The sequence below is a fragment of the Streptomyces sp. NPDC057682 genome, assembly GCF_042799575.1.
GTDB lineage: Bacteria > Actinomycetota > Actinomycetes > Streptomycetales > Streptomycetaceae > Streptomyces.
On the sequence record NZ_JBHVIN010000002.1, the window covers coordinates 236,275 to 262,103 of the forward strand.

The window sequence follows — 25,829 nt, forward strand, 5'->3', positions numbered from 1 at the left end:
CACGACCGGGCGCGGACCGGCCCGGCGGACGATTCCGCCGGGCCGGTCCCGTGTGTGCGTCAGGCGGTGCAGCCGGTGTCCGCGAGCACGAAGTACCCGGCGGGCGACTCCCGGAGGGTGTGGGTGACGAAGACGTTGTAGAGCCCCATGTTCTGGCCGGAGCCGTTGGCGTAGACGTATCCGCCGCTGGTGCGGGCCCGGCCCGCGGCGACATGGGCGTAGTTGGTCGCGGTGTGGCAGGTGGCGGGGGCGGTCCCGCCGGTCGTCGTGGCGGTGGTCCGCGCGGACGCGGTCCCGGCCGCGCCGTCGGCGTCGAGCGCGGTGACGGTGTAGTGGTAGGCGGTGCCGGCGGTGAGACCGGTGTCCGTGTACGTGGTGGCGGTGGGCGAGGCGACCTTCACGCCGTCGCGGTGGACGGCGTACGAGACGGCGCCCTCGACGGCGTTCCAGGACAGGGACACGGTGGTGTCCGTGGTGCCGGTGACGGTCGGCGCGCCGGGCGCCGGGAGCGGGTCGCCGTCGCCGTCCCCGGGGCCGGTTCCGCCGTCCAGGCCCCAGAAGACGCCGGTGTAGTAGGACGAGCAGATCGTGTCGAGGAAGTACGCGGCGGTCGAGCCGCACTGCTGGTCACCGGTGCCCGGGTCGACGGGCAGTCCGTGGCCCATCCCGGCGACGGAGTACAACTGCACGGCCGGCTGCCCGGAGGCGTCGTCGTACTGGGTGCGGGTGGTGCCGCCCGGCAGGGTGTCGGTGGACGAGGGGGTCTGGCCGATGCCCCAGACGTCGGTCCACTGGTCGCGCAGGGCCGTGGCGTTGGCGGGGTAGACCGTGTAGTCGGCGCTGCCCTGCCAGATCGCCACCCGGGGCCAGGGGCCGTGGTAGCCCGGGTAGCCGGCCCTGACCTTGTCGCCCCACTGCGCGGGCGTCAGCTTCTGCGGGCCCGTCTGGCAGCCGGAGGCGGCGGCCTGGCTGGTGGCGCACTGGGCGGGCAGCCCGGAGGCGACGGAACCGCCCGCGAACACGTCCGGGTAGGCGGCCAGCAGATCGGCGGTCATCCCGCCGCCGGCCGAGAGCCCGGTGACGTAGACGCGGCGGGCGTCGGAGCCGTAGGTCTTCTCGGCGTGCTCGACCATCTGCACGACGGACGCGGCCTCGCCCCGGCCCCGGGTGGACTCGGCCGGGTCGAACCAGCCGAAGCAGGACAGCGCGTTGTTGGCGGAGGTGGTCTGCGGGAAGACGACGGCGAAGCCCCAGGCGTCGGCCAGCTCCCGCCAGCCGGAGTTGCTGTAATACGCGTCGGCGGACTGGACGCAGCCGTGCAGGGCGACGACGAGCGGTGCGTTCGCCGGGAGGCCGGCGGGCGTGTAGGCGTACATCTGGAGGTTGCCGGGGTTGGTGCCGAAGCCGGTGACCTGCTGGAGGCCGCCGGCCGCGGCGGCGGGCGGGGCGGCGGCCGTGGTGCTCAGCGTCGCCGCGAGCAGGGCGAGGGCGGCCGCCGACGCGAAGCGGCGGGCGAGACGTCCGGGGAACGATGGGCGCACGAGTGCCTCCCTGGTCGGTGCGTGCGGGGGGAACGGACTGCTGCCGGAACCTATGGGCGGCACGTCCACGCGCCCATGTGCCGGGCGGACACCGGGTGGGGGCGGGTGTGTGCGGCGGGTCCCTTGCGCGGGGCCGGGGCGGTGCGGGGGCGGCGCGGGAGCCGGGCGCACCATGTACGCCGGCACCATGGCGGGCCGGGAGGGTGTGTGCACCGGCGCCGTGTGACGGGGGCCGCCGCGTACCTACGGTGACGGCCATGGAGACTTCCCGCAGACCCGGTCACACCCCCGCCGCCCCCGCCCCCGACGGGACCCCCCGCCCACCCGTGGCCCGTGTGCTCGACGGGCGCACCGCGCTGGTGACGGGGGCGGCGAGCGGGATCGGGCGGGCCTGTGCGCTGGCCCTGGCCGAGGCGGGTGCCCGGGTGCACGTGGTGGACCGGGCGGCCGGGGCCGCCGAGCGGCTGGCGGAGGAGATCGGGGGCACCGCCTGGGTGGTGGACCTGGCCGATCCCTCGGTGGTCGAGACGCTGCCCGCCGACGCGGACGTGGTGGTGAACAACGCGGGGCTCCAGCACGTGGCCCCGGTGCACGCCTTCCCGCCGGACCGCTTCGCGCTGATCCAGCGGGTGATGGTGGAGACCCCGTTCCGCATCTTGCGCCGGACCCTGCCGGGCATGTACGAACGCGGCTGGGGGCGCGTGGTCAACATCTCGTCGGTGCACGGGCTGCGCGCGAGCCCGTACAAATCGGCCTATGTGACGGCCAAGCACGCGTTGGAGGGGCTGAGCAAGGTGGTCGCGCTGGAGGCGGCGGAGCACGGGGTGACGAGCAACTGCGTCTGCCCCGGCTATGTCCGCACCCCGCTGGTCGAGAACCAGATCGCCGACCAGGCGCGGACCCACGGCATCTCCGAGGAGGAGGTGGTGGGGCGGGTGATGCTGGAGCGCAGCGCGGTGAAGAAGCTGATCGAGCCGGCGGACGTCGCCGAGGCCGTCCTGTGGCTGTGCGGTCCGCGCACCGGGCACATCACGGGCACCTCGCTCTCGATGGACGGCGGCTGGACCGCCCACTGACCGGCACGACATCCCCGAGGAACCCCGGACACCATGACCGAACCGCTCCCCTCCGCCGCCGCGCATCTGCGGCGCCTGTTCGACCTGCTGGCCGACGACGCCCCCGCCGAGGAGCTGGGGGCGGTCGTCTCGGGGGCGCGCGAGGACGGGGTGGCCGCCGGTGAACTGGCGGAGGTGGAGCGGGCGACGGCGACGGCGCTGCGGATCCGGGGCGCGCTGCGGCAGCACCGTCGCCGTGAGCTCCAGCTCACCGCGCTCTTCGAGACGGCGGGCGATCTGGCGGCCTCCCGGGAGCTGGACGACGTGCTGAAGGCGATCGTGCGGCGGGCCAGGATGCTGCTGGGCACGGACACCGCGTACCTCACGCTCCCGGACGAGGAGGCCGGGGACACCTACATGCGGGTGACCGACGGATCGGTCTCGGTGCTGTTCCAGCGGCTGCGGCTGGAGCTGGGCGAGGGGCTGGGCGGTCTGGTGGCGCAGACCGCGAGCCCGTACGCGACCCCCGACTACCGCACCGACGACCGCTTCCGCCACACCCGCAACATCAACGCCGGGGTGCTGGACGAGGGGCTGGTCGCCATCCTGGGCGTGCCGCTGCTGCTGGGCTCCAGCCGGGGCGGGACCGGCAAGGTGATCGGGGTGCTCTTCGCGGCGGACCGGGCGCCCCGGGTCTTCGGTCCGGACGAGGTGGCGCTGCTGTGCTCGCTGGCCGCGCACGCCGCGATCGCCATCGACACGGCCCGCGCGCTCGCCGACACCACGGCGGCGCTGGCCGGTCTCGCGGAGGCCAACGCGGAGCTGGCCGAGGCCAATGCCTCGGTGCGGGCGCATTCGGCGGCGATGCGGCGGGCCGAGGAGTCGCACGACCGGCTCACCGATCTGGTGCTGCGCGGCCGGGACGTGAAGGACGTGGCGACGGCCGTCGCCGGGCTGCTGGACTCCCCGCTGACCATCCACGATCCGGCGGGCCGGCCGCTGGCCGCGGTGCGCCCGGACGGGACGGACTTCGCGGCCGACAGCATGGACGCCGGCTGGCTGGCGGAGGCGGCCGAGGAGTCGCGTACGGGGGCGCGGGCCGTGCACCGCGACGGGCGGGTGGTCTGCGCGGTGCTGGCCGGGCAGGAGCTGCTGGCCGGTCTGGTGCTGCACCGGGGGCGGCGGCTGGACGACTCCGACCGGCGGCTGTTCGAGCGCTCGGCGGTGGTCACGGGGCTGCTGTTGCTGCTGCGGCGGACGGTGGCCGAGACGGAGAACCGGATCCGGGGCGAGCTGATCGCGGACCTCCTGAGCGATCCGGACCGCGATCCGTCGGGGCTGGCCGAGCGGGGGCGGCGCCTGGGCATCGATCTGGACCGCCCGCATCTGCTGCTGGTGGCGGAGGCCGGGGCGCGGGAGCGGCTGGCTCCGGCGGCCCTGCGCTATCTCTTCGGGTCCGACATCCGGGGCGTGAGCGCCGAGCACGCCGGGACGGTGGTGCTGCTGATCGAGGGCGGGGCGGCGGCCGCGGGCCCGGCGGCCCGTGCGGCGGCGGCGCAGCTCGGCCAGCTGACGCAGGGACCGGTGACCGTGGCGGCGGCGGGTCCGGCGCGCGGCGCCCGGGAGCTGGCCGCGGCGTACGGGGAGGCGGCGCGCTGTCTGCGGGCGATGCGGGTGCTGGGGCGGACCGGCGAGGGCGCCTGTGTGGACGAGCTGGGCTTCCTGGGTGTGGTGCTGGGCAACGGGCAGGACGTGGCCGGTTTCGTGGCGGCGACGCTGGGTCCGCTGCTGGAGTACGACGCGCAGCGCGGCACGCATCTGGTGCGGACCCTGGGCGCGTACTTCGGCGCGGGCGGCAGTCTGATCCGGGCCAAGGACGAACTGCATGTGCATGTGAACACGGTGGTCCAGCGGCTGGACCGGATCCAGGTGCTGCTGGGCCGCGACTGGAACGAGCCGGACCGGGCGCTGGAGCTCCAGCTCGCGCTGCGGCTGCACCTGCTGTCGGGGGCCCGGCCGTGAACCGCGCGGCACGGCCTGGGGCGTGTCCGAGGGTCCCGCCTGCTCGGCGACGGGCGGACGGCGCCGCTTTCCGGACACGCCCTAGAATCCGCTCGGACCAGACGGTGGTGGACGACGGGGGCGGGGCCGGATGGAACTCCGGGACATCGAGATCTTCCTGACGGTCGCCCGGGAGCTGCATTTCGGCCGCAGCGCCGAGCGGCTGCACGTGAGCACGGCCCGGGTGAGTCAGGCGATCAAGAAGCAGGAACGGCTCATCGGCGCCCGGCTGTTCGAGCGCACCAGCCGGCAGGTGCGGCTCACCCCGGTCGGCGAGCTGTTGCAGCGGCGGCTGCGTCCGGCGTACGAGGGGATCCAGGACGCGGTCACGGAGGCGACGGCCTTCGCCCGGGTGTCGGTGGGAACGCTGACGCTGGGGGTCATGGGGGCGCAGACGCATGAGCTGGTGCCCGCGCTGAACCGGTTCCGCGCCCGGTATCCCTCGGCCGAACTCCGGTTCCGCGAGGTCTTCTTCAGCGATCCGTTCACCGCGCTGCGGGCGGGCGAGGTCGATGTGGTGACCACCTGGCTCCCGGTGCGCGAACCGGATCTGACGGTGGGGGCGCTGCTGCGCGAGGAGCCGCTCCGGCTGATGGTGTCCGCCCACCATCCGCTGGCCGGGCGGGAGTCGGTGAGCCTGGAGGTGCTGGCCGAGTACCCGGTGCCGCGCGTCGGCAACAGCGTTCCGGCGTACTGGGAGGCGGCGGTGCTGCCCGAGCGCACCCCGTCCGGGCGCCCGGTGCCCAGGGGCCCGGAGGTGACCACGTTCTACGAGGTGCTGGCGCTGGTGGCGACGGGCGAGGCGGTCTGCACGGTCCCGGACGAGGGGCGGCGCTACCACGCCCTCGACGGCATCGTCTATCTGCCGGTGCACGACGCCCCGCCGGTCCAGTGGGGCCTGGTCTGGCGGACGGACCGGGTGCCGCCGCTGGCCCGTGCGCTGGCCGGGGCGGCCGAGGAGCAGCGGGAGGCGGAGGCGGCCGGGACCGCGTGAACGCCGGCCCGGCCGCCGTCCGTCAGTCCTCGGGCGGGAAGACCACCTCGCCGGAGTCGGCCAGGGTGAGGGTGATCGCCTCGACCGGGCAGCCCTCGGCTGCGGCGAGGACCCGTTCGTTGGCGTCGGTCTCGGGATCGACGGGGTGCGACTGGCGCGCGGTGTCCAGCCGGAAGCCGTCCGGGGCGTGGTTGACGCACATGCCGGAGCCGATGCAGACGCCCCGGTCGACCTCGACGCTCCAGCGGTCGCCCATCAGGCCTCGCTCCCGTAGCCGGCGGGCAGATGGATCATCTTGTGCTCGAAGTACTCCCCGTACCCCTCGGGTCCGAACTCCCGGCCGAGGCCGGAGTTCTTGTAGCCGCCGAACGGGCCGAGCATGTCGAGGCTGAAGGTGTTCACGCTGTACGTACCCGTCCTGACCCGGCGGGCGATGTCGATGCCGTGCTCGGTGTCGGCGGTCCAGACGCTGCCGCTGAGCCCGTAGTCGGAGTCGTTGGCGATCCTCACGGCCTCGTCCTCGTCGCCGTACGGCAGCAGGCAGATGACCGGGCCGAAGATCTCCTCGCGGGCGATGCGCATGGCGTTGTCGACGTCGCCGAAGAGCGTGGGTTCGACGTACCAGCCGCGTTCCTGGGAGGCCGGGCGGCCGCCGCCGGTGAGGATCTTGGCGCCCTCCTCCTGGCCGATCCGGATGTAGTCGAGGGAGCGCTGCTGCTGGCGGCGGGCGACGAGCGGGCCGAGTTCGGTGGCCGGGTCGAGCGGGTCGCCGACCTTGAGCGCGCCGGCCGCCGCGGCGAAGGCCTCGGCGGTCTCCTCGTAGCGGGAGCGGGGGACGAGGATGCGGGTCTGGGCCACACAGGCCTGGCCGTTGATCATCCAGGCGAAGGGCACGATCCCGGCGACGGCGGCGTCCAGATCCGCGTCGGGGAGGATCACGGCGGCGGACTTGCCGCCGAGTTCCAGGGTGACGCGGGTGAGGTGGCGCGAGGCGACCTCCATGACGCGCCGGCCGGCGGCGACGGATCCGGTGAAGGAGACCTTGTCGACGCCGGGGTGGGCGACGAGGTACTCGCTGACCTCGCGGTCGGCGGGCAGGATCGACAGCACCCCTTCGGGCAGCCCGGCCTCGGCGGCGATCTCGGCCAGGATGTAGGCGTCCAGCGGCGATTCGGGCGACACCTTCAGGATCGCCGAGCAGCCGGCGAGCAGGGCGGGGGCGAGTTTGGCGGCGGCGGTGAACTGGGGGACGTTCCAGGGCACGACGGCCGCGACGACGCCGACGGGCTCCCGTCGCACCAGCAGCGGCCCGAGCGCCCCGTCGCGGCGCTCCTCGTACGGGAAGGTGCGGGCGACGGTGAGGGCGGCGTCCCAGACCATCATGGCGGCCAGGGCCTGGACCATGACGCTGGAGGTGTAGGGGGTGCCGTTCTCCGAGCTGATGACGCGGGCGATCTCCTCGTACCGCACCGCGAAGGCGTCCTTGATCCTGGTCACGACGGCGATCCGCTCGTCGAGCGTCGTCCGGGACCAGGGACCGTGGTCGAAGGCCTGCCGGGCGGCGGCGACGGCCCGGTCCACATCGCCCTCGGAGGCGTGCGGCACCCGTCCGATGACCTGCTCGGTGTGCGGGGAGACGACCTCGATGACGTCCCGCCCGAGCGGATCGACCAACGCCCCGCCGATGAACAGTTTTCCGTGTTCGACAAGCTCGCTCATGGCTGCTGCCTCCCGCGCCGCGGCCTGGGGCGCCCTGCTGGCGCGCACCCCCTGATCTGACTCCGTGTCAGAACTGATACCAGTTCCAGTTACAGGAGTCCACGGGCGGGACGACTCCCGTCCGCGCCGGAAGGAGGGACCATGAACGGACGGACGGGCCCCGAACGGACGGACCGCGGAGGGCAGGCCCGGGAATGAATAGTCGACCGGGGCTACCACTGAAACAAGTTCTCGTTACAGTGGACGCGGTGCGCCGCGGCCGAAACTCCGCACGTCGCCGCGGCCTCGACGAGATGGGGAGTCATGACGCAGGTGATCAACCACGGTGGCGGCGTCCACAGCATCAAGGTCCCCATCCCGGACAATCCACTCGGACACACCCTGGTCCACCTCCTCGACACGGACCGGGGCCCGGTCCTGATCGACACCGGCTGGGACGATCCGACGGCCTGGGACACCCTCACGGCGGGGCTCGCCTCGCTGGGCACGGACGTCTCCGACATCCACGGGGTGGTCATCACCCACCACCACCCCGACCACCACGGCCTGTCCGGGCAGGTCCGCGAGGCCTCCGGGGCGTGGATCGCGATGCACGCCGCGGACACCGCGATCGTCCGCCGCACCCGCGCCTCCGAACCGGGCACCTGGCTCGCCTACCTGGCGGCCAAGCTCACGGCCGTGGGCGCGCCCGACGACCATGTCGCCCCACTGCTGGCGGCCCGGGAGCAGGGCGGCCGGATGCGCACCCTGCCGGGGCTGGGCGCCGCCGTCCCGGACCGGGAGATCGTGCCGGGCGAGCTGCTCGACCTGGCGGGGCGCAGCCTCCGCGCCGTCTGGACCCCCGGCCACACCCCGGGCCATGTCTGCCTGCACCTGGAGGAGGAGCACCCGGCCGGACTGCCGGGCCGGGGGCGGCTGTTCTCCGGGGACCACCTGCTGCCGGGGATCAGCCCGCACGTCGGCCTGTACGAGGACCCGGACGACGCGACGGAGACGGATCCACTGGGCGACTACCTGGACTCGCTGGAGCGGATCGGGCGGCTCGGGGTGGCGGAGGTGCTGCCGGCCCACCAGTACGCCTTCACGGACGCGGCCGGGCGGGTGCGCGAACTGCTCGGCCACCACGAGGAGCGGCTGACCGGGCTCCTCGCCCTGCTCGCCGAGCCGCTCACCCCGTGGCAGCTGGCCGAGCGCATGGAGTGGAACCGCCCCTGGGAGCAGATCCCCTACGGTTCGCGGAACATCGCGGTCTCCGAGGCCGAGGCCCATCTGCGGCGGCTGGTGAAGCTGGGGCGCGCGGAGGCGGTGGCGGGCAGCGGGCCGGTGGCGTACGTGGCGGTGTGACGCCGTACGGACGACGGTGGGCCCGCCGGGAGTTCCCGGCGGGCCCACCGTCGTCGCGGTGCGCGGACCGCGGTCGGGCTCAGATGCGCACGGCGCCGTAGAAGCTGCCGATGGTGCTCATGGACTCGTAGCGCACATAGGCGCCCGAGTACGGGGCGTGCAGCACGGTGCCGTTGCCCGCGTAGAGGCCGACGTGCGAGTTGCCGTTGAAGAAGACGAGGTCGCCCGGCTTGAGCTGGCTCTGGCCGATCCGGGTGCCCTGGTTGATCTGGGTGTACGTGGTGCGGGTGATGTTGGCACCGGCCTGGGCGTACGCCCACATGGTCAGACCCGAGCAGTCGAAGGAGCCGGGACCGGCCTGGCCGGGGGCGTACGGCAGACCGATCCGGCTCTTGGCGGCGTTGAGCGCGGCGGCGCCGAGGCCGGAGGCGGGGGCCTCGTTGCCCAGCTGGACCCGCTCGCCGGCGTCGCGGCTGGCGCGCTGGTCGTCGGCGCGGAGCTGGTCGCGCTCGGCCTGGGTGAGGGTGTTGAGCAGCTGGCGGGCCGCGGCGAGCTTGGTCTGCTGCGTCTTCTTCTTCTCGCCGAGGGTCTTGCGGACCTGGGCGAGATTGCTCAGCTTGTCCTGGGCCTCCTTGCGCTCCTGCGCGAGGGCCCGCTGCTTCTCCTGGATCTTCGTCAGCGACTGGGCCTGCTTGGCCGTCAGCTGGTCCAGGGCCGAGGCCTGGTCGAGGAAGCTGTCCGGGTCCGAGGAGAGGAAGAGCTGCACGGAGGGGTCGAGGCCCCCGGAGCGGTACTGCGCGGCGGCGAGCATGCCGAGCCCGGCCCGCATCCCGTTCAGCTCCTGCTGACCGCGCGCCACCTTGTCCTGGATGGCGTCGATCTGCTTCTGGAGCTTGTCCTGCTTCTCCTTGGCGAGGCTGTACTGCTCGGTGGCCTCCTCCGCCTCGTGGTAGAGCTTGTCGACCTTCGCCTTGACCTCGCCCTTGGTCGGCTTGGGGTCGGCGTGGGCGGCCTGGGAGGTGAGGGCCACCGCGGCGGCGGCAGTGGCGGTGAGCACGGTCACACGAGCGCGGCTCGGCTGCTTGGGACGACGGTGGGACGCCACGAAGGCGAGCTCCTTCTTCCTCCGGCCGCCTGCCGGGAACACTCATAGGGGGACGGATCCCCGGCTCCGTGCACACCACGGACTCGGCGGGTCTTCGCGCCACCCCGGGTGGGTGATCAATCGTGCGAAGGTTCGAAGCCCGACCATAGTGACCTTCCTGTGATGACTTCAAACCCCCAGCGGCAAAAACTCTGCGGAACGGTCATGAAATCCGCGCACACCACACCGCGCGTAGCGGCCGTCTGACGGTCCGTCCCCGAACGGGGCGCGCGCCCGGTGCCCCTCCCCCGGGCCCGTACGCGCCGTCCGCGCGTGGCCACCGTCACGCCTCCGCCCGCCGGGGAGCCGGCACCCGCCCGGTAGAGTGGCCCGGTCGTCATCATGCCCGTTCAGGGGGAAGCCGGTGCGAATCCGGCGCTGACCCGCAGCCGTGACCGCCTCCCGGGGCGGGAGTCGGAATGCCCTGCCCGTGTCGTGACCGGCTCGTGCCGTCGGGAACCCCCGGTGGCCGGCACCGTCGAGGTATACGGAGCCGGAGCCCCGGTGCCTGTGCGCGCCCGTGCCCGGTTCCTCCAGGAGAGGTCCCGCCCGCCATGACCGTTCGCCGCAGCGCTGCCGCGCTCGCCGCCACCGCCACCGTGCTCTGCGTGGCCGCGGCCCCGGCCGCCGTCGCCGCGCCGTCCCCCTCGCCCTCCGCCGCGCTGCCCTCGGGTCTCTACGGCACCAAGGACCCGACGTACGACGGTGTCTGGCGGCAGTCCCTGGCCTTCGCCTCGCAGCGGGCCGTGGGAGTCACGCCCGCCGGGAAGGCCGTCGACTGGCTGCTCGGCCAGCAGTGCGACAGCGGCGCCTTCCCCGCGTACCGGGCGGACACCTCCGTGCCCTGCGACGCCAAGACACCGATCGACACCAACGCCACGGCCGCCGCCGTGCAGGCGCTGCACGAGGTGCGCGGGCACGAGGACGCGGTGCACCACGGGGCCGCCTGGCTGAAGTCGGTGCAGAACGAGGACGGCGGCTGGGGCTACACGGCCGGCAGCCCCAGCGACGCGAACTCGACCTCGATCGTGATCGGCGCCCTCGCCCGCGCCGGGGAGAAGCTCGGCGATGTGACGACGCACGGCGGGAAGACGCCGTACGACGCCCTGCTGACCCTGGCCGTCCCGTGCGGCGGCGAGGACGGCGGCGCGTTCGCCTACCAGCCCGACAAGGCCGGCAAGCTCGTCGCCAACGGCGACGCCACCGCCGCCGCCGTGCTCGGCTCGCTCGGCAAGGGGCTCGTCGTCGGCAACAACGCCGCGGCGAAGGAGCCCACCTGCACCGCGGGGGCCGTGACCGAGCCCGAGCAGGCCGCCCAGAACGGCGCGTTCTACCTGGCCGGGGCGCTCGCGAAGACCGGTCATCTGAACGCCCCGCCGATGCCCGGCGCCGAGGACAGCGCCCCGCAGCCCGACTACGGCAACACGGCCGACGCGGTCGTCGCGCTCTCCGCGTCCGGGCACAAGGACAAGGCCGCGCCCGCCCTGAAGTGGCTGAAGGCCAACTCCGCCGCCTGGGCGAAGGAGAACGGCCCCGCCGCCTACGCCCAGCTCGTCATGGCCGCCCACGCCACCGGCTCCGACGTCCACGACTTCGGCGGCGCCGACCTCGTCGCCCAGCTCAACGCGACCGGCCCCGAGCCGGCCGCCGTCAAGCAGCCCCGGTCCTCCGCCTCCAAGGACGAGGAGAAGAAGGACAGCGGCGACGGCGACGGCATCGGCGGCGTCTGGTGGTTCGTCGGGATCGGCCTCGCGGTCGGCGCCGGCGCCGGCTTCCTGATCAGCGGCCGCCGCAAGAACCAGCAGCTTTGACATCCTCCCCCTGCCGAAGCAGGGGGATTCCTGGCTCAGGCCGCCTCCGGAAGCAGCGCTCCCGGAGGGCTTCCGCCGTCAGCACCAGCCGGGTTGAGACCTGCCCGGACGAGCATCACGTGGGCGGAGTTCTTGTCCCGGGGGGACACGGCTCCGCACGCGGTGCACGCGTACGTTCGTTCAGAGAGGGGAAGTGCGTGCTTGGTTCTCGCACCGCACTGTGCGCAGTCCATCGTGGTGTGGGCCGGGTGCACCAGGTGCACAGTGCGGCCGTGCTTGCGGGCCATCTCGATCAGCGCGGTCCTGGTCGCGCCGATCGCCGCATCGGCGGCCTTGCGGGCCATCGTCGACTTCGCGAGGAATTTCGGCTTGAAGTCCTCGACGGCGAGCTGGTCGAAGTCGCGCACGACCCTTTTGGCCCACTTGCGCGTGGCGTCCTGTCGCTGGCGGGCAACCTTTTTGTGGACCTTGGCCGCCGCGCGGGACGCCGCACGGTAGCCCTTCGACGCGGCCTTCCCGCGTCCGGGCTTCCGCCTCGCCATCTGCTTCTGGTACCGGGCCAGCTTCGCGGCGGCGCTCTTGCCGTGCTGGGGGTGGGGAAGGTCGTGCGCGTCCGAGGTGGTGGTCGCGGTTTCCTTGACGCCCCAGTCGATACCGATCGCACGGCCCGTCGCCGGCAGCGGCTCTGCGGCTGTCCCCACGACGAACGAGGCATACCAGTGGCCGAGGCTGTCCCGGTACACCCGGACCGACGTGGGGTCGACGGGCAGGTCACGGGACCACACCACGGTCAGGGCGATACCGCCCGCGAGGTGCAGGCGTCCGTCCTTGAGCCGGAAGCCGCGCCGGGTGTAGTTCATCGAGGGCCGCGCGTCGCACTTGCGCTTGATGCGGGGCATCCCGGCACGCCGACGCATCGGCAGCCCCGCCTTGATGTCCTTCAGGGCCTTGGCACGGGACCTGCCGAAGTCGCGGATGGTCTGCTGCTGCGGCACCGAGGAGCCTGCGCGCAGCCATCCCATGGTGGTGCGGGCCCCGGTCAGCATCTTGTCGAGCTGCGCGGGGCCGCACGTCGACGTCTCCGTGGCGCCCTTGTTCAGGCCGTGAATCCTGCGGGACACGGCCACGCATTCGTTCCAGATCCACCGGCAGCGCGCCCATTCGGCGTCGAGTCCGACCAGGGCGGTCGACGACACGCGAAGCCGGTAGGTGTACCGGGCGCGCCCGGACTCCTCACCCGCTTCCTGTCGCGTCGCCATGGTGTCATTCTAGTGGCTGGAAGGCGTCGACGCGCCACTATTCTAGGGTCATGGATGAAGACAAGCGCATCACACTCCGCCTGCCCGCCGACCTGCACGAGTGGCTGGCCGCTCAGGCCAAGTCCGCCCGCCGGTCCCTCAACTCCGAGATCGTCCACCGCCTGGAGGTCGAGCGCGACGCCGCGATGGCGGATGCCGAATCGCCCTGACGGCGATTCGACTTTTCCTGCCCCGCTCCGCAGGAGTCCGGTCCCTCCCCGGCCAGTGAGTCAGGGCATCGTCGGAGGAAACTCGTGAAGCCCTCGATGCGCGCCGCACGGGCCACCGCGCTCCTGGTGGTCCTGGGCACCCTCCTGGCCGGGCTCGCCACGGGCACGGCCCAGGCCGCCGGCTACCGCTACTGGTCGTTCTGGGAGGGCTCCGGCGAGAAGTGGGCGTACGCCACCCAGGGGCCGTCGCTGGTGCGCCCGGAGGACGGCGCGGTGGCGGGCTTCCGGTTCGCCGTGAGCGCCGATTCGCAGGACGCGGCCACGCCCCGCCGGGCCCCCGACTTCGCGGCGATCTGCGCGGACACGCCCGCGAAGGACGGCACCAAGCGGATCGCCCTCGTCATCGACCCCGGCACCGCCGCCGACGCCCCCTCCGGCGAGACCCCGCCCGCCCCGCGGACCGCGTGCGCCCGGGTCCCCGGGGACGCGAGCGCCGCCGACGCCCTCGCCTCGGTCGCCAAACCGCTGCGCTACAACGGCGACGCCCTGCTCTGCGCGATCACCGGCTATCCGGCCTCGGGCTGCGGCGAGCAGGTCGCCGGCACCGGCGGCACCGGCGAGAAGTCCGCCCCCGCCCCGGAGCCCGCCACCGCGAACGCCTCCGCGGGCGGCGGCGACTCCGGCGGCGGCCCGTCCGCCGGGGTGCTCGTCGGGATCGGCGCCGTCCTGCTCCTCGGCATCGCCGCCGTCGCCCAGGCCCGCCGCCGCCGCGGATGACCGGGCGGACGACCGGCGCGCCCGCCGCCGGGCCGGACGCGCCCCCGGTGCGGCTGCCCGCCTGGCGGGCGCCCGCCGCGAGCCGGAGCAACGCGCTGCCCGCCGGGGCCTGGTGGCTCTGGGCGCTGGGCCTGGCCACCGCCTCGTCCCGGACGACGAATCCGCTGCTGCTCGGCCTGCTGGTCGGCGTGGCCGGCTATGTCGTGGCCGCGCGCCGCACCGACGCGCCGTGGGCCCGGTCGTACGGGGCGTTCATCCGGATCGGGCTCTTCGTGATCGGGGTGCGGCTGCTGTTCTCCGTCTTCCTCGGCTCGCCGATCCCGGGCACGCACCTCGTGTTCACGCTGCCCGAGGTGCCGCTGCCGGACTGGGCGAAGGGCGTCCGGATCGGCGGCCGGGTCACCGCCGAGCAGCTGGTGTTCGCGCTGTACGACGGGGCGAAGCTGGCCGCGCTGCTGATCTGCGTCGGCGCGGCGAACTCGCTCGCCAACCCGGCCCGGCTGCTGAAGTCGCTGCCCGGCGCGCTGTACGAGGCCGGGGTCGCGGTCGTCGTCGCGATGACCTTCGCGCCGAACCTGGTCGCCGACGTGGTGCGGCTGCGCACCGCCCGCCGGCTGCGCGGCCGGCCGACCGGCGGGGTGCGGGCCGTCCTCCAGATCGGGCTGCCGGTGCTGGAGGGCGCGCTGGAGCGCTCGGTGGCCGTGGCGGCCTCGATGGACGCCCGCGGCTACGGCCGCACCGCCCGGGTCCCCGCCGCCGTCCGGCACACCACGAACGTCCTCACCCTGGGCGGACTGCTCGGGGTGTGCGCGGGCACCTACGGACTGCTCGCCGCCGACGGCGCGGTCTACGGGACGCCGCTGCTGGCCGCCGGGCTCCTCGCCGCGGTGGCCGGGCTGCGGCTGGGCGGGGCGCGTTCGGTGCGCACCCGCTACCGGCCCGACCGCTGGGGGGTGCGGGCCTGGCTGGTCGTCGGGTCGGGGGCGGCGGTCGCGGTGGCCATGATCTGGGCGGCCGGAGCCGATCCGGCGGCGCTGCGCCCCGGGGTCGTCCCGCTGACCGCTCCCGTGCTGCCGCTGTGGCCGGCCGCCGCCGTGCTGATCGGCCTGGTGCCGGCGTTCGTGGCGCCCGTGCCGCCCTCCCCCACACGTTCCGAGGTGGCCCTGTGATCCGGTTCGACGATGTTTCGGTGCGGTACGAGGGGGCCGAGCACCCCACCCTGTCGGGGATCGACCTGACCGTCCCCGAGGGCGAGCTGGTGCTCCTCGTCGGGCCGTCCGGGGTCGGCAAGTCGACCCTGCTGGGCGCGGTGTCGGGGCTCGTCCCGCACTTCACCGGCGGCCGGCTGACCGGGCGGGTCACCGTGGCCGGGCGCGACACCCGGACCCACAAGCCCCGGGAGCTGGCCGATCTGGTCGGCACGGTGGGCCAGGACCCGCTCGCGCACTTCGTCACCGACACGGTCGAGGACGAGCTGGCGTACGGGATGGAGTCGCTGGGGCTGGCCCCGGACGTGATGCGCCGCCGGGTGGAGGAGACCCTCGATCTGCTGGGGCTCGCCGGGCTGCGCGACCGGCCCATCGCCACCCTCTCCGGCGGCCAGCAGCAGCGCGTCGCGATCGGCTCGGTCCTCACCCCGCACCCCCGGGTCCTGGTGCTGGACGAGCCGACGTCCGCGCTGGACCCGGCGGCGGCCGAGGAGGTCCTCGCGGTGCTGCAACGGCTGGTCCACGATCTGGGCACCACGGTCCTGATGGCGGAGCACCGGCTGGAGCGGGTGGTGCAGTACGCGGACCAGGTCGTCCTGCTGCCCTCGCCGGGCGCCGCCCCGGTGACGGGCGCGCCCGCCGAGGTGATGGCCCTCTCGCCGGTGCATCCGCCCGTGGTGGCGCTGGGCCGGGCGGCCGGCTGGGAGCCGCTGCCGCTGTCGGTCCGGGACGCGCGGCGGCGGGCGGCCGGGCTGCGGGAGCGGCTGGCGGGTTGCGAGCCGGGGCCGTCCGGCGGGACCGGTGCGCCCGGCTCCCCGGCCGGGGTTCCCGCCCCGCCCCCGCCGCGCCCCGCGCCCCGGCGCTCGGCCCTGGCCCGGCTGCTGGGCCGGGGGACGTCCGGGGCGCCCGCGCCCCGGGACACCGGCGGGGCGCTCGCCCGGACCGAGCGGCTGGGGGTGCGGCGCGGCCGGATCGAGGCACTGCGCGGGGTGACGCTCGATGTGGTTCCCGGGGAGACCGTGGCCCTGATGGGACGCAACGGCGCGGGCAAGTCCACCCTGCTCTCGGCCCTGGTCGGCATGGTCGCCCCGACATCCGGCTCCGTGCTTGTCGGCGGGCTCGCCCCGTACCGCACCCCGCCGCCCGAGATGGTGCGCCGGGTCGGTCTCGTCCCGCAGGAACCGCGCGATCTGCTGTACGCGGACACGGTCGCCGCCGAGTGCGCGGCGGCCGACGCGGACGCGGGCGCCGAGCCCGGCAGCTGCCGGGCACTGGTCTCGCGGCTGCTGCCGGACGTGGCGGACGCCACCCATCCCCGTGATCTGTCCGAGGGGCAGCGCCTCGCGCTGGCCCTGGCCCTGGTGCTGACCGCCCGGCCGCCTCTGCTGTTGCTGGACGAGCCGACCCGGGGGCTGGACTACGCGGCGAAGTCCCGGCTGGTGGGGGTCCTGCGCGGGCTGGCCGCCGAGGGGCACGCCATCGTGCTGGCGACCCATGACGTGGAGCTGGCCGCCGAGCTGGCGCACCGGGTGGTGATCCTGGCCGACGGGGAGGTCGTCGCGGACGGGCCGACGGCCGAGGTCGTGGTGTCCTCGCCGGCGTTCGCCCCGCAGATCTCGAAGGTGCTGGCCCCGCAGCGGTGGCTCACGGTGGCGCAGGTGCGCGCGGCGCTGGGCGGTGCGGTGTGAGCGGGCGGGGGACGCGGCCGGTGCGGCTCGGGCCGCGCGCGGTGGCCGCGCTGGTGCTGATCAGCCTGATCGGGGTGGCGGCCTTCGGCTGGCCGCTGCTGGCCGGGCCGGATTCGGGACTCGCGCACTCCGAGGACGCGCCGTGGCTGTTCGCCGCGCTGCTGCCGCTGCTGGTCGGGGTGGTGGTCGCGATGATCGCGGACTCCGGTCTGGACGCGAAGGCCGTGGCGATGCTGGGGGTGCTGGCGGCGGTGGGGGCCGCGCTGCGTCCGCTGGGGGCCGGGACGGCCGGTCTGGAGCCGATGTTCTTCCTGATGGTGCTGAGCGGGCGGGTGCTGGGGCCGGGGTTCGGTTTCGTGCTCGGGGCGGTGACGATGTTCGCCTCGGCGCTGCTGACCGGCGGGGTCGGGCCGTGGATGCCGTTCCAGATGCTGTCGATGGGCTGGTTCACGATGGGCGCCGGGCTGCTGCCGGGTGCGGAGCGGCTGCGCGGCCGGGCCGAGCTGCTGATGCTGGCGGCGTACGGGGCGGCGGCCTCGTTCGCGTACGGCACGGTCATGAATCTGTACGGCTGGACGATCGTGCCGGGGCTCGGTTCGGGTGTCTCCTTCCGGGCGGGTGACCCGCTGGGCGAGAACCTGGCCCGCTTCCTGGCGTACTGCGCGGCCACCTCGCTCGGCTGGGACCTGGGCCGCGCGGTGCTCACCGTGGTGCTGACGCTGACCGTCGGGGCCGCGCTGCTGAAGGCGCTGCGCCGGGCCACCCGCCGCGCCGCCTTCGAGGCCCAGGTCACATTCGGGCCGTCCGCGGAGTGAGGGCACCCACAGGACTTTGGTCCTGTACGAAGCGGCTTAGGAGACCCGGAACGGGGTCGTACACCCCCCTTACCGCCTCTGTGACCTGCTATGGAGCATTTTGGGGTGGTTCGGGACCTTCGGTCCGGGGTGCGAGGCGGGGTCGTAACGGGGGTCGTTGCGGTGGTTGAAAGCCGCCGCTAACACTGGACACGTCGCCGAGCACCGCAGCGTCCACCGGACACGAACGCGGTCAACAGGCACTGGTCCACGCAGGATCCGGACCGGAGCACGCGACTCCCCCGTACCCGACGTTAGGTTCCCTGTGTCGTTCGCCCGTAACATCCTCGCCCGTCGTAAGTCCGCCGTCGCCGGTGCCGCCCTTCTCCTGGGTGCCTCCGGTGTGGCCCTGGGCGTCACCCCGGCCATGGCGGCCACCCCGGCCGCCGCGCCGACGTCCTCGTCCGGAAGCGCGCAGGACACGGCCCGGCAGATGATCGGTGACGAGGCCCAGTTCCAGTGCTTCAGCAACATCGTCAGCCACGAGAGCGGCTGGAACCCGACCGCCACCAACGCCTCCTCCGGCGCCTACGGCCTGGTCCAGGCGCTGCCGGGGTCGAAGATGGCCTCCGCCGGCTCCGACTGGCAGACCAACCCGGCCACCCAGATCAAGTGGGGCATGGACTACATGAACTCCCGCTACGGCAGCCCGTGCGGCGCCTGGTCGTTCTGGCAGGCCAACAACTGGTACTGATCCGGCCCCACACCGACCGGTGAATCCGAGGACCCCCGACCGCGACGCGGCCGGGGGTCCTCGCCGTTCCCGGGGTCAGTGGCGCGCCCCCAGCGCGTCGAACCAGCGCACGATCTGCGGGCCGGAGGCCAGATACGTGCCGTTGTGGTCGGTGCCGCCCTGGTCGACGACCGGGGCCCGCACGCCGCGCCGGGCCAGATCGGCCGCGCAGTCGCGGGCGTTGGCGATCGGCACGTCGGTGTCGCCGGACGAGGTGTACAGCCGCACCGGCACCCGGGGCTTCCACGCGCAGGTGCCGTCCTGCGCCCGGACCGCTTCCAGCAGCCCGCCCGTCGGGTGCTGGACCTTCTCGTAGAAGCGGTCGGTGAGCAGCTCCTTCACCGTGCCGGGGAGCGCCGAGAAGATCTCCTCCTCGGTGTGGTGGGTGTCGAACAGCGTCTCGACGACGTCCGCGTACGGCGCGCGGAACGCCTCGGCCGGGTCCCGGTAGATCGGGTGGAGCCGGTTCTGCGCGGTGAGGAAGTACGTCAGGTAGAAGATGCCGCTGGTGTCGTTGACCCGCCCGTCGAAGAGCGCGGGCAGTTCGGCGTCCTCGACGGCGTAGGGGCCGGAGACGGGTGCCAGGGCCTTCAGCGTGAACCGCCGGTCGGCGCCCTCGGCCAGCGCCCGGCCGAGCGCCATGGCGACCTGGCCGCCCTGCGAGAAGCCGCTCGCGTACACGTCCCCGGTCAGCGGTCTGCCCAGCCGCGCGGAGGCGGTGCGGGCGGCGCGCAGCATGTCGAGCGAGGCGCTGACGGACGAGGCGGTGTCCATGTACGGGTGGGGCCCGGGGCCCCTGCCGAGGCCCAGGTAGTCCGGGGCGGCCACCGCGCGTCCGGCGGAGGCGTGCAGATAGGGGGCGTAGCGCCCGAAGTCCTCGCCGACGGAGGGCGCGTAGTCGCGGTGGACCATCGTGCCGTGGGTGTCGGCGACGAGGTCCAGGCGGTGCGGTCCGCCGGCCGGGATCACCAGCAGTCCGGTGGCGGTGGTGGGGGCGCCCTGCGGGGTGACCGTGCGGTAGGTGAGGCGGTAGCCGCGCACACCGTGGCGGACGGTGCCCGTGTCCATGCCGGCCGAGGCGAGGAAGTCCTTGACGCCGGCCCGGTCGTGGGCGGCGACGGGGGTGACCGCGAGCAGGGCGCCGCGGGCGGCGGTGTGTTCCCCGGCGTGGCGCGCGGGGCCCGGCCGGGCGTCCGCGGCGGTGGCGGGAAGGGTGCCCAGCGCGACGAGGACCACGGCCGCGGCGGCGGCGACGAGGCGTCGGGTGCGGTGCGTCGGGGCTGAGTTGACCGTGTTGTTCTCCATGGCCACGACGGTATGCGGGGCTCTCGGGGCGGACCATCGGCGTGAACACCCGGCCGGGGTGCACCTGAGTGAACCCCCGCCGACGGGGTGTTTCCCCTGCCCCGGGTGGGCCGTCCGGGGCCTGTCCGAAAGAAGTTGGGGACCCGTTGTCGCGCCTGCGGGCCGCCATTAACGTGCGCACCGCAGAATCCGGTTCACACCTGACGCACCATCCGTGGCCCTGCCCAAGGAGTGTCGTGACGCAGCTGTCGAGACGTACGCTACTGACCTCGGCCGGAGCGGCGGGCGTGTCCGCCGCGCTCGGCACGCAGATCCCGGCGGTCGCCGGGCCCGCCCCCGGCACGGCCGGCACGGGGCCCGCGCAGGCGGCGCTGAGGCGGCTGCTGGGCGGGCACGCCGCGCAGTTCCGGCTCACGCTCCTCGACCCGGCGGGCGGGGACCGCTTCCGGGTGGGCGGCCGGCGGGGCCGCGTGGAGGTCGCCGGGACGACTCCGGCGGTGATCCTGACCGGGGTGCACTGGTATCTGAAGTACACGTGCGACGCGGTGATCTCCTGGGCGGGCAGCCAACTGGACCTGCCGGCTGTGCTGCCGGCGCCCCGGGAGGTGCTGGAGCGCCGGGCGACGGTCCCGCACCGGTTCACGTTCAACGACACCTATGACGGCTACACCGCCCCGTACGCCGACTGGGACCGCTGGGAGCGCACGCTGGACGTGCTGGCCCTGCACGGCTGCAACGAGGTCTATCTGACCGTCGGTCAGGAGGCCGTGTACCACCGGGTGATGCGGGAGTTCGGCTACAGCGACGCGGAGGCCAGGGCGTGGATCCCGGCGCCGACGCACCAGCCGTGGTGGCTGCTGCAGAACATGAGCGGGTACGGGGGCCCGGTGGGTCCGGAGCTGATGGCCCGGCGGGCCGCGCTGGGCCGGCGGGCCGCCGACCGGATGCGCGAGCTGGGCATGTCCCCGGTGCTGCCGGGCTACTTCGGCACGGTCCCGGAGGGTTTCGCGGAGCGCAACCCGGGCGCGTCCGTCGTCCCGCAGGGCCAGTGGTCCGGATTCCGCCGCCCGGACTGGCTGGACCCGCGGACGGACGCCTTCGCCCGGGTCGCCGCCGCGTTCTACCGCCACCAGCGGGAGCTGTTCGGCGACGTCCCCTCGTACAAGATGGACATCCTGCACGAGGGCGGCAGCGCGGGCGGGGTGGACATTCCCGAGGCGGCTCGCGGGATCGAGCGGGCGCTGCAGACCGCCCGGCCGGGGGCGACCTGGGTGATCATGGGGTGGACCGGCAATCCGCGCCCCGAGCTGCTGGCCGCGCTGGACAAGACCCATGTGCTGATCGTGGACGGGCGCTCGGAGCTGGACGAGGCCACCGACCGGGAGAAGGAGTGGGGCAGCACCCCGTACGCCTTCGGGGCCATCCCGAACTTCGGCGGCCGGACCACGCTGGGCGCGATGGCCCCGGCGTGGACCACGAAGTTCCCGGCGTGGCGCGACAAACCGGGCAGCGCGCTGGCCGGGACGGCGTATCTGCCGGAGTCCACCGACCGCGATCCGGCCGCCTTCGAGCTGTTCACGGAGCTGGCCTGGCGTCCGGAACCGGTGGACCGGGCCGACTGGTTCGCCCGGTACGCGCGCTTCCGCTACGGCGGTCCGGACGCACGGGCCACCGAGACCTTCGCGGCGCTGCGCGACACGGCGTACGACGTGCAGAGCGCCGACGGCCGCCCGCACGACTCGCTGTTCGCGGCCCGGCCCGATCTGGCGGCCGTCAACGCGACCTACTGGGGCACCACCCAGCTGTCGTTCGACTCGGCCGGTTTCGACACCGCCTTCGCGGCGCTGCTCGGCGTGAAGGAGCCGCTGCGCCGCTCGGAGGCGTACCGCTTCGATCTGACCGACTTCGCCCGTCAGGCGCTCGCCAACCGCTCCCGGCAGCTGCTGCCGCAGTTGCGCGCCGCGTACCTCGGCAAGGACCGCGAGGCCTTCGGTGTGCTGTCCGCGCTCTGGCTGAGGCTGATGCGGCTGAGCGAGGAGATGACGGGCGGGCACCGGGCGTTCATGCTCGGCCCGTGGCTGGACGAGGCCCGGCGCGCCGCGTCCTCGCCGGAGGAGGCGGCCCAGCTGGAGCACAGCGCCCGCGCCCTGATCACGACCTGGGCCGACCGCCCGGCCGCCGACGGCGGGCTGCTGGCCAACTACGCCAACCGCGACTGGCAGGGGCTGATCGGCGACTTCCATCTGCCGCAGTGGCAGACGTATCTGGACGAGATGGCGGACGCGCTCGCCCACGACCGGGCGCCGCGGACCTTCGACTGGTACGCGGTGGAGGAGCCGTGGACGCGCGAGCGCCGGAGGTATCCGCTGCGCGAGCTGACCGCGGCCGCCGTGCACCGCACCGCGCTGCGGGTGCACGACGTGCTGGCCGCCGCCCCCTATCAGGGCACGGTCACCGTCGCCGCGGACCGGGCGGCGGTGGCGCCGGGCGGCTCGGCCCTGGTCGAGGCCGCGTTCCGCAATGTCAACGGGCTGCGCGCGACCGGCCCCGTCGGCTTCTCGCTCTCCGTCCCCGGCCTGGATCCCGAGGCGCTGGAGCCGGTGGAGCTGTCCGGGGTGGCGCCGGGCGGCAGCGCCGGGACCAGTTGGCGGGTCACCGCCCCGGCGGACGCCCCGAAGGAGCCGCTGGAGCCGCACCCGTTCACGCTGCGGGCGCGCTACGGACCGCTCGGGGAGCGCCCGGTGACGGCGGTGACCGAGGGGCGGATCTACGTGGCCGGGCCGCTGGACGCCGGCTGGTCGACCGTCGACGCCAACGCGGCCTCCTTCGGCCAGGCCGGCGACCGTTTCGCGATCGACGGGGCCGGGCGCGATCTGTGGGGCTCGACGGCCGAGTTCGGGGCGGTGTTCCGGGCCGGGGCGTTCCGGGACGGCGCGAGCGCGACCGTACGGGTGGACGCGCAGGAGAACACCGGGAACTGGGCGCGGGCCGGGCTGGTCGTCCGCAACGCGATGGGGACCAGGGGCTCGCGCGGCTTCCTGAACCTGGCGCTGACCCCGGTGAACGGGGTGGTGCTGTCCTACGACGGCAACGGCGACGGGACCCTGGAGAGGCGGGACTCGGTGCCCGGGGTCACCGGCCCCGTCCTGCTGCGGCTGACCCGGGGCGGCGGCACGTTCACGGGCTCCTGCTCCACGGACGGCGGCGCCACCTGGCGGGCCCTGGGGGCGGTGACGGTGCCGGGCGCGGCGGACGTCCAGGACGTCGGCTTCTTCATGACCGCGGCGAACGGCGGTTCGGGCCGGCGCGGCCGGGCCGATTTCAGCGGCTGGTCGCTGACGGGCTGAGCGCGGCCGGGGCCGGGCGTGCTCCGGCCCCGGCCCCGGTCACAGGCGCTGGATGATGGTGCCGGTGGCCAGCGCGCCGCCGGCGCACATGGTGATCAGGGCGAACTCCTTGTCCCTGCGCTCCAGTTCGTGCAGGGCGGTGGTGATCAGCCGGGCCCCGGTGGCGCCGACCGGGTGGCCGAGCGCGATCGCGCCGCCGTTGACGTTGACCTTCTCCAGGTCCTGGTCGAAGACCTGGGCCCAGCTGAGGACGACGGAGGCGAACGCCTCGTTGATCTCCACCAGGTCGATGTCCTTGAGCGACATCCCGGCCTTGCCGAGCACGGCGCGGGTCGCGTCGATGGGGCCGTCGAGGTGGAAGTGCGGATCGGAGCCGACCAGGGCCTGGGCGACGATGCGGGCACGCGGTTTGAGTTTGAGCGCCCGCGCCATCCGCTTGGAGGACCACATGATCGCGCAGGCGCCGTCGGAGATCTGCGAGGCGTTGCCGGCGGTGTGGACGGCGGTGGGCATGACCGGCTTGAGCCGGGCCAGGCCCTCCATGGAGGTGTCGCGCAGCCCCTCGTCGCGGTCGACCAGCCGCCACATGCCCTGACCGGCGGCCTGCTCCTCCTCGGTGGTGGGGACCTGCACGGCGTACGTCTCGCGCTTGAAGCGCTCCTCGGCCCAGGCGGCGGCCGCCCGTTGCTGCGAGAGGAGGCCGAGGGCGTCGACGTTCTCCCGGGTGAGGCCGCGGTTGCGGGCGATGCGCTCGGCCGCCTCGAACTGGTTGGGCAGGTCGACGTTCCACTCGTCGGGCCAGGGCTTGCCCGGACCGTGCTTGGAGCCGCTGCCCAGCGGGACCCGCGACATGGCCTCCACCCCGCAGCTGATGCCGACGTCGATGACCCCGGCGGCGACCATGTTGGCGACCATGTGCGAGGCCTGCTGCGAGGAGCCGCACTGGCAGTCCACGGTCGTCGCGGCCGTCTCGTACGGGAGTCCGACGGTGAGCCAGGCGTTGCGCGCCGGGTTCATGGACTGTTCGCCGGCGTGGGTGACGGTGCCGCCGACGATCTGCTCGACGCAGTCGGCCTGGATGCCGGTGCGCCCGAGGAGTTCTCGGTAGGTCTCACCCAGCAGATAGGCCGGGTGCAGATTGGCGAGCGCGCCTCCGCGCTTGCCGATCGGGGTGCGTACGGCTTCGACGATGACGGGTTCCGCGGCCATGAGCTCGTCCTCTCCATCGCTCTTCCGCAGGGGCGTCCCGGCGCCGGCGGAAGGAACTAGTACGCGTTCTAGTTCTTTCAGCAGTCTTATGAGCCTTACCCCCGGTACGCAAGGGTCGTGCACCGACCTTGCCGCCGCCGACCACACCTCTTCACCGCGAACTTGTCCGGTTCACCACGCCTTCACGCAACAGATCGGGCCATGGGCCTTGTCAGTTGTAGAACTCGTTACTACCTTTCCCGGCAACTTCTGATGGGTCGTCAGACAACGCCCGACGGCTCTCGGACCGACCCGGAGTTCTCGACCTGGAGCCGCTGATGCCCTGCCCCCATCTGCCCGAAGGGTTCGACTTCACCGACCCCGACCTGCTCCAAGCCCGCGTCCCCCACCCCGAGTTCGCCCTCATGCGGGAGACCGCCCCGGTCTGGTGGTGCACCCAGCCCACCGGCATCTCCGGCTTCGACGACTCCGGCTACTGGGTCGTGACCCGGCACGCCGACGTCAAGTACGTCTCGACCCACCCCGAGCTGTTCTCGTCGAACACCAACACCGCCGTGATCCGCTTCAACGAGTCGATCAACCGCGACCAGATCGACGTGCAGAAGCTCATCATGCTCAACATGGACCCGCCCGAACACACCCGGGTCCGCCAGATCATCCAGCGCGGATTCACGCCCCGTGCCATCCGCTCCCTGGAGGAGACCCTGCGCCGGCGCGCCCGCTCGATCGTGGACGCGGCGCTCGCCTCGGCCGACGACAGCGGTGCGTTCGACTTCGTCACCAACATCGCCGTGGAACTTCCGCTCCAGGCCATCGCGGAGCTGATCGGCGTCCCCCAGGAGGACCGCGCCCGGATCTTCGACTGGTCGAACAAGATGGCCGCGTACGACGACCCGGAGTACGCGATCACCGAGGAGATCGGCGCCGAGGCGGCCATGGAGATCGTCTCGTACTCCATGAACCTCGCGGCGGCCCGCAAGGAGTGCCCGGCCAAGGACATCGTGACGCAGCTGGTCGCGGCCGAGGGCGAGGGCAACCTCTCCTCCGACGAGTTCGGCTTCTTCGTGATCCTGCTCGCCGTGGCCGGCAACGAGACCACCCGCAACGCCATCAGCCACGGCATGCACGCCTTCCTCACCCACCCCGAGCAGTGGGAGCTGTACAAGCGCGAGCGCCCCGGGACGACCGCCGAGGAGATCGTCCGCTGGGCGACCCCCGTGGTCTCCTTCCAGCGCACCGCGACCCAGGACACGGAACTGGGCGGGCAGCGGATCAGGAAGGGCGACCGGGTCGGGCTGTTCTACTCCTCCGCCAACAACGACCCCGAGGTCTTCGAGAACCCGGAGGCCTTCGACATCACCCGCGACCCCAACCCGCACCTCGGCTTCGGCGGCGGCGGACCGCACTTCTGCCTGGGCAAGTCCCTCGCCGTGATGGAGATCGACCTGATCTTCAACGCCGTCGCGGACACCCTGCCGGACCTGCGGCTCATCGGCGACCCCCGCCGGCTGCGCTCGGCCTGGCTGAACGGCATCAAGGAACTGAGGGTCAGCACCTCGGCGGGCTGAGCG

At 73.7% G+C, this 25,829-nt stretch carries 20 protein-coding genes and 1 riboswitch; of the genes, 13 read left to right on the plus strand and 7 right to left on the minus strand.

The features are described from left to right. Positions 1-59: 59 nt before the first annotated feature. Positions 60-1,541, minus strand: coding sequence for a PHB depolymerase family esterase (locus tag ACFVDM_RS03795; RefSeq protein ID WP_383632679.1), 1,482 nt, complete (start codon positions 1,539-1,541; stop codon positions 60-62). Positions 1,542-1,798: 257 nt separating this feature from the next. On the opposite strand from ACFVDM_RS03795, the gene ACFVDM_RS03800 reads away from it, so the two are divergent. The 3 genes from ACFVDM_RS03800 to ACFVDM_RS03810 all read left to right on the plus strand — a co-directional run bounded on the left by ACFVDM_RS03800 (position 1,799) and on the right by ACFVDM_RS03810 (position 5,651). Then, positions 1,799-2,617 carry a 3-hydroxybutyrate dehydrogenase gene (locus ACFVDM_RS03800; RefSeq protein ID WP_383632682.1) on the plus strand — a complete coding sequence of 273 codons (819 nt, stop codon included), beginning with the start codon at positions 1,799-1,801 and terminating at the stop codon, positions 2,615-2,617. A gap of 33 nt (positions 2,618-2,650) precedes the next feature. Continuing rightward, a complete protein-coding gene (locus ACFVDM_RS03805; RefSeq protein WP_383632685.1) occupies positions 2,651-4,618 on the plus strand; it encodes a helix-turn-helix domain-containing protein in 1,968 nt (655 codons plus the stop codon). 130 nt (positions 4,619-4,748) lie between these two features. Next, positions 4,749-5,651: a LysR family transcriptional regulator gene (locus ACFVDM_RS03810; protein WP_383632688.1), complete on the plus strand. Its 903-nt coding sequence runs from the start codon at positions 4,749-4,751 to the stop codon at positions 5,649-5,651. Positions 5,652-5,673: 22 nt separating this feature from the next. On the opposite strand, the gene ACFVDM_RS03815 is transcribed toward ACFVDM_RS03810, so the two are convergent. Together ACFVDM_RS03815 and ACFVDM_RS03820 are read right to left on the minus strand one after the other, a co-directional pair. Continuing rightward, positions 5,674-5,907: a ferredoxin gene (locus ACFVDM_RS03815; protein ID WP_383632691.1), complete on the minus strand. Its 234-nt coding sequence runs from the start codon at positions 5,905-5,907 to the stop codon at positions 5,674-5,676. Then, positions 5,907-7,370: an aldehyde dehydrogenase gene (locus ACFVDM_RS03820; protein ID WP_383632694.1), complete on the minus strand. Its 1,464-nt coding sequence runs from the start codon at positions 7,368-7,370 to the stop codon at positions 5,907-5,909. Before ACFVDM_RS03820 ends, ACFVDM_RS03815 begins: the two co-directional genes overlap by 1 nt. A gap of 303 nt (positions 7,371-7,673) precedes the next feature. On the opposite strand from ACFVDM_RS03820, the gene ACFVDM_RS03825 reads away from it, so the two are divergent. Then, complete coding sequence (locus tag ACFVDM_RS03825; protein WP_383632697.1) at positions 7,674-8,714, plus strand: MBL fold metallo-hydrolase; 1,041 nt, start codon at positions 7,674-7,676, stop codon at positions 8,712-8,714. Between the two features lie 79 nt (positions 8,715-8,793). Here ACFVDM_RS03825 and ACFVDM_RS03830 read toward each other — a convergent pair whose 3' ends face one another. Further along, positions 8,794-9,819 (minus strand): NlpC/P60 family protein, encoded by a 1,026-nt coding sequence (locus tag ACFVDM_RS03830; protein ID WP_383632700.1) that lies wholly within the window; start codon positions 9,817-9,819, stop codon positions 8,794-8,796. 370 nt (positions 9,820-10,189) lie between these two features. Continuing rightward, positions 10,190-10,283: riboswitch (cobalamin riboswitch) on the plus strand. Positions 10,284-10,412: 129 nt separating this feature from the next. Between ACFVDM_RS03830 and ACFVDM_RS03835 the strand changes: the two genes are divergently transcribed. Further along, positions 10,413-11,669: a prenyltransferase/squalene oxidase repeat-containing protein gene (locus ACFVDM_RS03835; RefSeq protein ID WP_383632702.1), complete on the plus strand. Its 1,257-nt coding sequence runs from the start codon at positions 10,413-10,415 to the stop codon at positions 11,667-11,669. 35 nt (positions 11,670-11,704) lie between these two features. Here ACFVDM_RS03835 and ACFVDM_RS03840 read toward each other — a convergent pair whose 3' ends face one another. Next, positions 11,705-12,928, minus strand: a complete 1,224-nt coding sequence (locus ACFVDM_RS03840) for an RNA-guided endonuclease InsQ/TnpB family protein (RefSeq protein ID WP_383632705.1) — start codon at positions 12,926-12,928, stop codon at positions 11,705-11,707. On the opposite strand from ACFVDM_RS03840, the gene ACFVDM_RS03845 reads away from it, so the two are divergent. The 6 genes from ACFVDM_RS03845 to ACFVDM_RS03870 all read left to right on the plus strand — a co-directional run bounded on the left by ACFVDM_RS03845 (position 12,829) and on the right by ACFVDM_RS03870 (position 18,358). Continuing rightward, entirely contained in the window at positions 12,829-13,137 is a 309-nt protein-coding gene (locus ACFVDM_RS03845; protein WP_383633520.1) for an Arc family DNA-binding protein, read from the plus strand. The two genes, ACFVDM_RS03840 and ACFVDM_RS03845, sit on opposite strands and share 100 nt — an antisense overlap. 96 nt (positions 13,138-13,233) lie before the next feature. Next, positions 13,234-13,914, plus strand: a complete 681-nt coding sequence (locus ACFVDM_RS03850; RefSeq protein WP_383633523.1) for an SCO2322 family protein — start codon at positions 13,234-13,236, stop codon at positions 13,912-13,914. After that, positions 13,911-15,083 (plus strand): energy-coupling factor transporter transmembrane component T, encoded by a 1,173-nt coding sequence (locus tag ACFVDM_RS03855; protein ID WP_383632708.1) that lies wholly within the window; start codon positions 13,911-13,913, stop codon positions 15,081-15,083. Before ACFVDM_RS03850 ends, ACFVDM_RS03855 begins: the two co-directional genes overlap by 4 nt. Next, positions 15,080-16,810, plus strand: coding sequence for an ABC transporter ATP-binding protein (locus tag ACFVDM_RS03860; RefSeq protein WP_383632711.1), 1,731 nt, complete (start codon positions 15,080-15,082; stop codon positions 16,808-16,810). The genes ACFVDM_RS03855 and ACFVDM_RS03860 overlap by 4 nt, the downstream gene beginning before the upstream one ends. Then, positions 16,807-17,625 (plus strand): ECF transporter S component, encoded by an 819-nt coding sequence (locus ACFVDM_RS03865; RefSeq protein WP_383632715.1) that lies wholly within the window; start codon positions 16,807-16,809, stop codon positions 17,623-17,625. Before ACFVDM_RS03860 ends, ACFVDM_RS03865 begins: the two co-directional genes overlap by 4 nt. A gap of 304 nt (positions 17,626-17,929) precedes the next feature. Beyond that, positions 17,930-18,358 carry a transglycosylase SLT domain-containing protein gene (locus ACFVDM_RS03870; protein WP_383632718.1) on the plus strand — a complete coding sequence of 143 codons (429 nt, stop codon included), beginning with the start codon at positions 17,930-17,932 and terminating at the stop codon, positions 18,356-18,358. 75 nt (positions 18,359-18,433) lie between these two features. Here ACFVDM_RS03870 and ACFVDM_RS03875 read toward each other — a convergent pair whose 3' ends face one another. Further along, a complete protein-coding gene (locus ACFVDM_RS03875; RefSeq protein ID WP_383632721.1) occupies positions 18,434-19,702 on the minus strand; it encodes an alpha/beta hydrolase in 1,269 nt (422 codons plus the stop codon). A gap of 236 nt (positions 19,703-19,938) precedes the next feature. Here ACFVDM_RS03875 and ACFVDM_RS03880 point away from each other — a divergent pair, with 236 nt between their 5' ends. Continuing rightward, positions 19,939-23,049, plus strand: a complete 3,111-nt coding sequence (locus tag ACFVDM_RS03880) for an alpha-N-acetylglucosaminidase TIM-barrel domain-containing protein (protein WP_383632723.1) — start codon at positions 19,939-19,941, stop codon at positions 23,047-23,049. 39 nt (positions 23,050-23,088) lie between these two features. Here ACFVDM_RS03880 and ACFVDM_RS03885 read toward each other — a convergent pair whose 3' ends face one another. Further along, positions 23,089-24,258 carry a steroid 3-ketoacyl-CoA thiolase gene (locus ACFVDM_RS03885; RefSeq protein ID WP_383632726.1) on the minus strand — a complete coding sequence of 390 codons (1,170 nt, stop codon included), beginning with the start codon at positions 24,256-24,258 and terminating at the stop codon, positions 23,089-23,091. A 317-nt stretch (positions 24,259-24,575) separates the two neighbouring features. Between ACFVDM_RS03885 and ACFVDM_RS03890 the strand changes: the two genes are divergently transcribed. Continuing rightward, on the plus strand, positions 24,576-25,826 hold the full coding sequence (locus ACFVDM_RS03890; RefSeq protein ID WP_383632729.1) for a cytochrome P450: 1,251 nt from the start codon (positions 24,576-24,578) through the stop codon (positions 25,824-25,826). Positions 25,827-25,829: the final 3 nt, after the last annotated feature.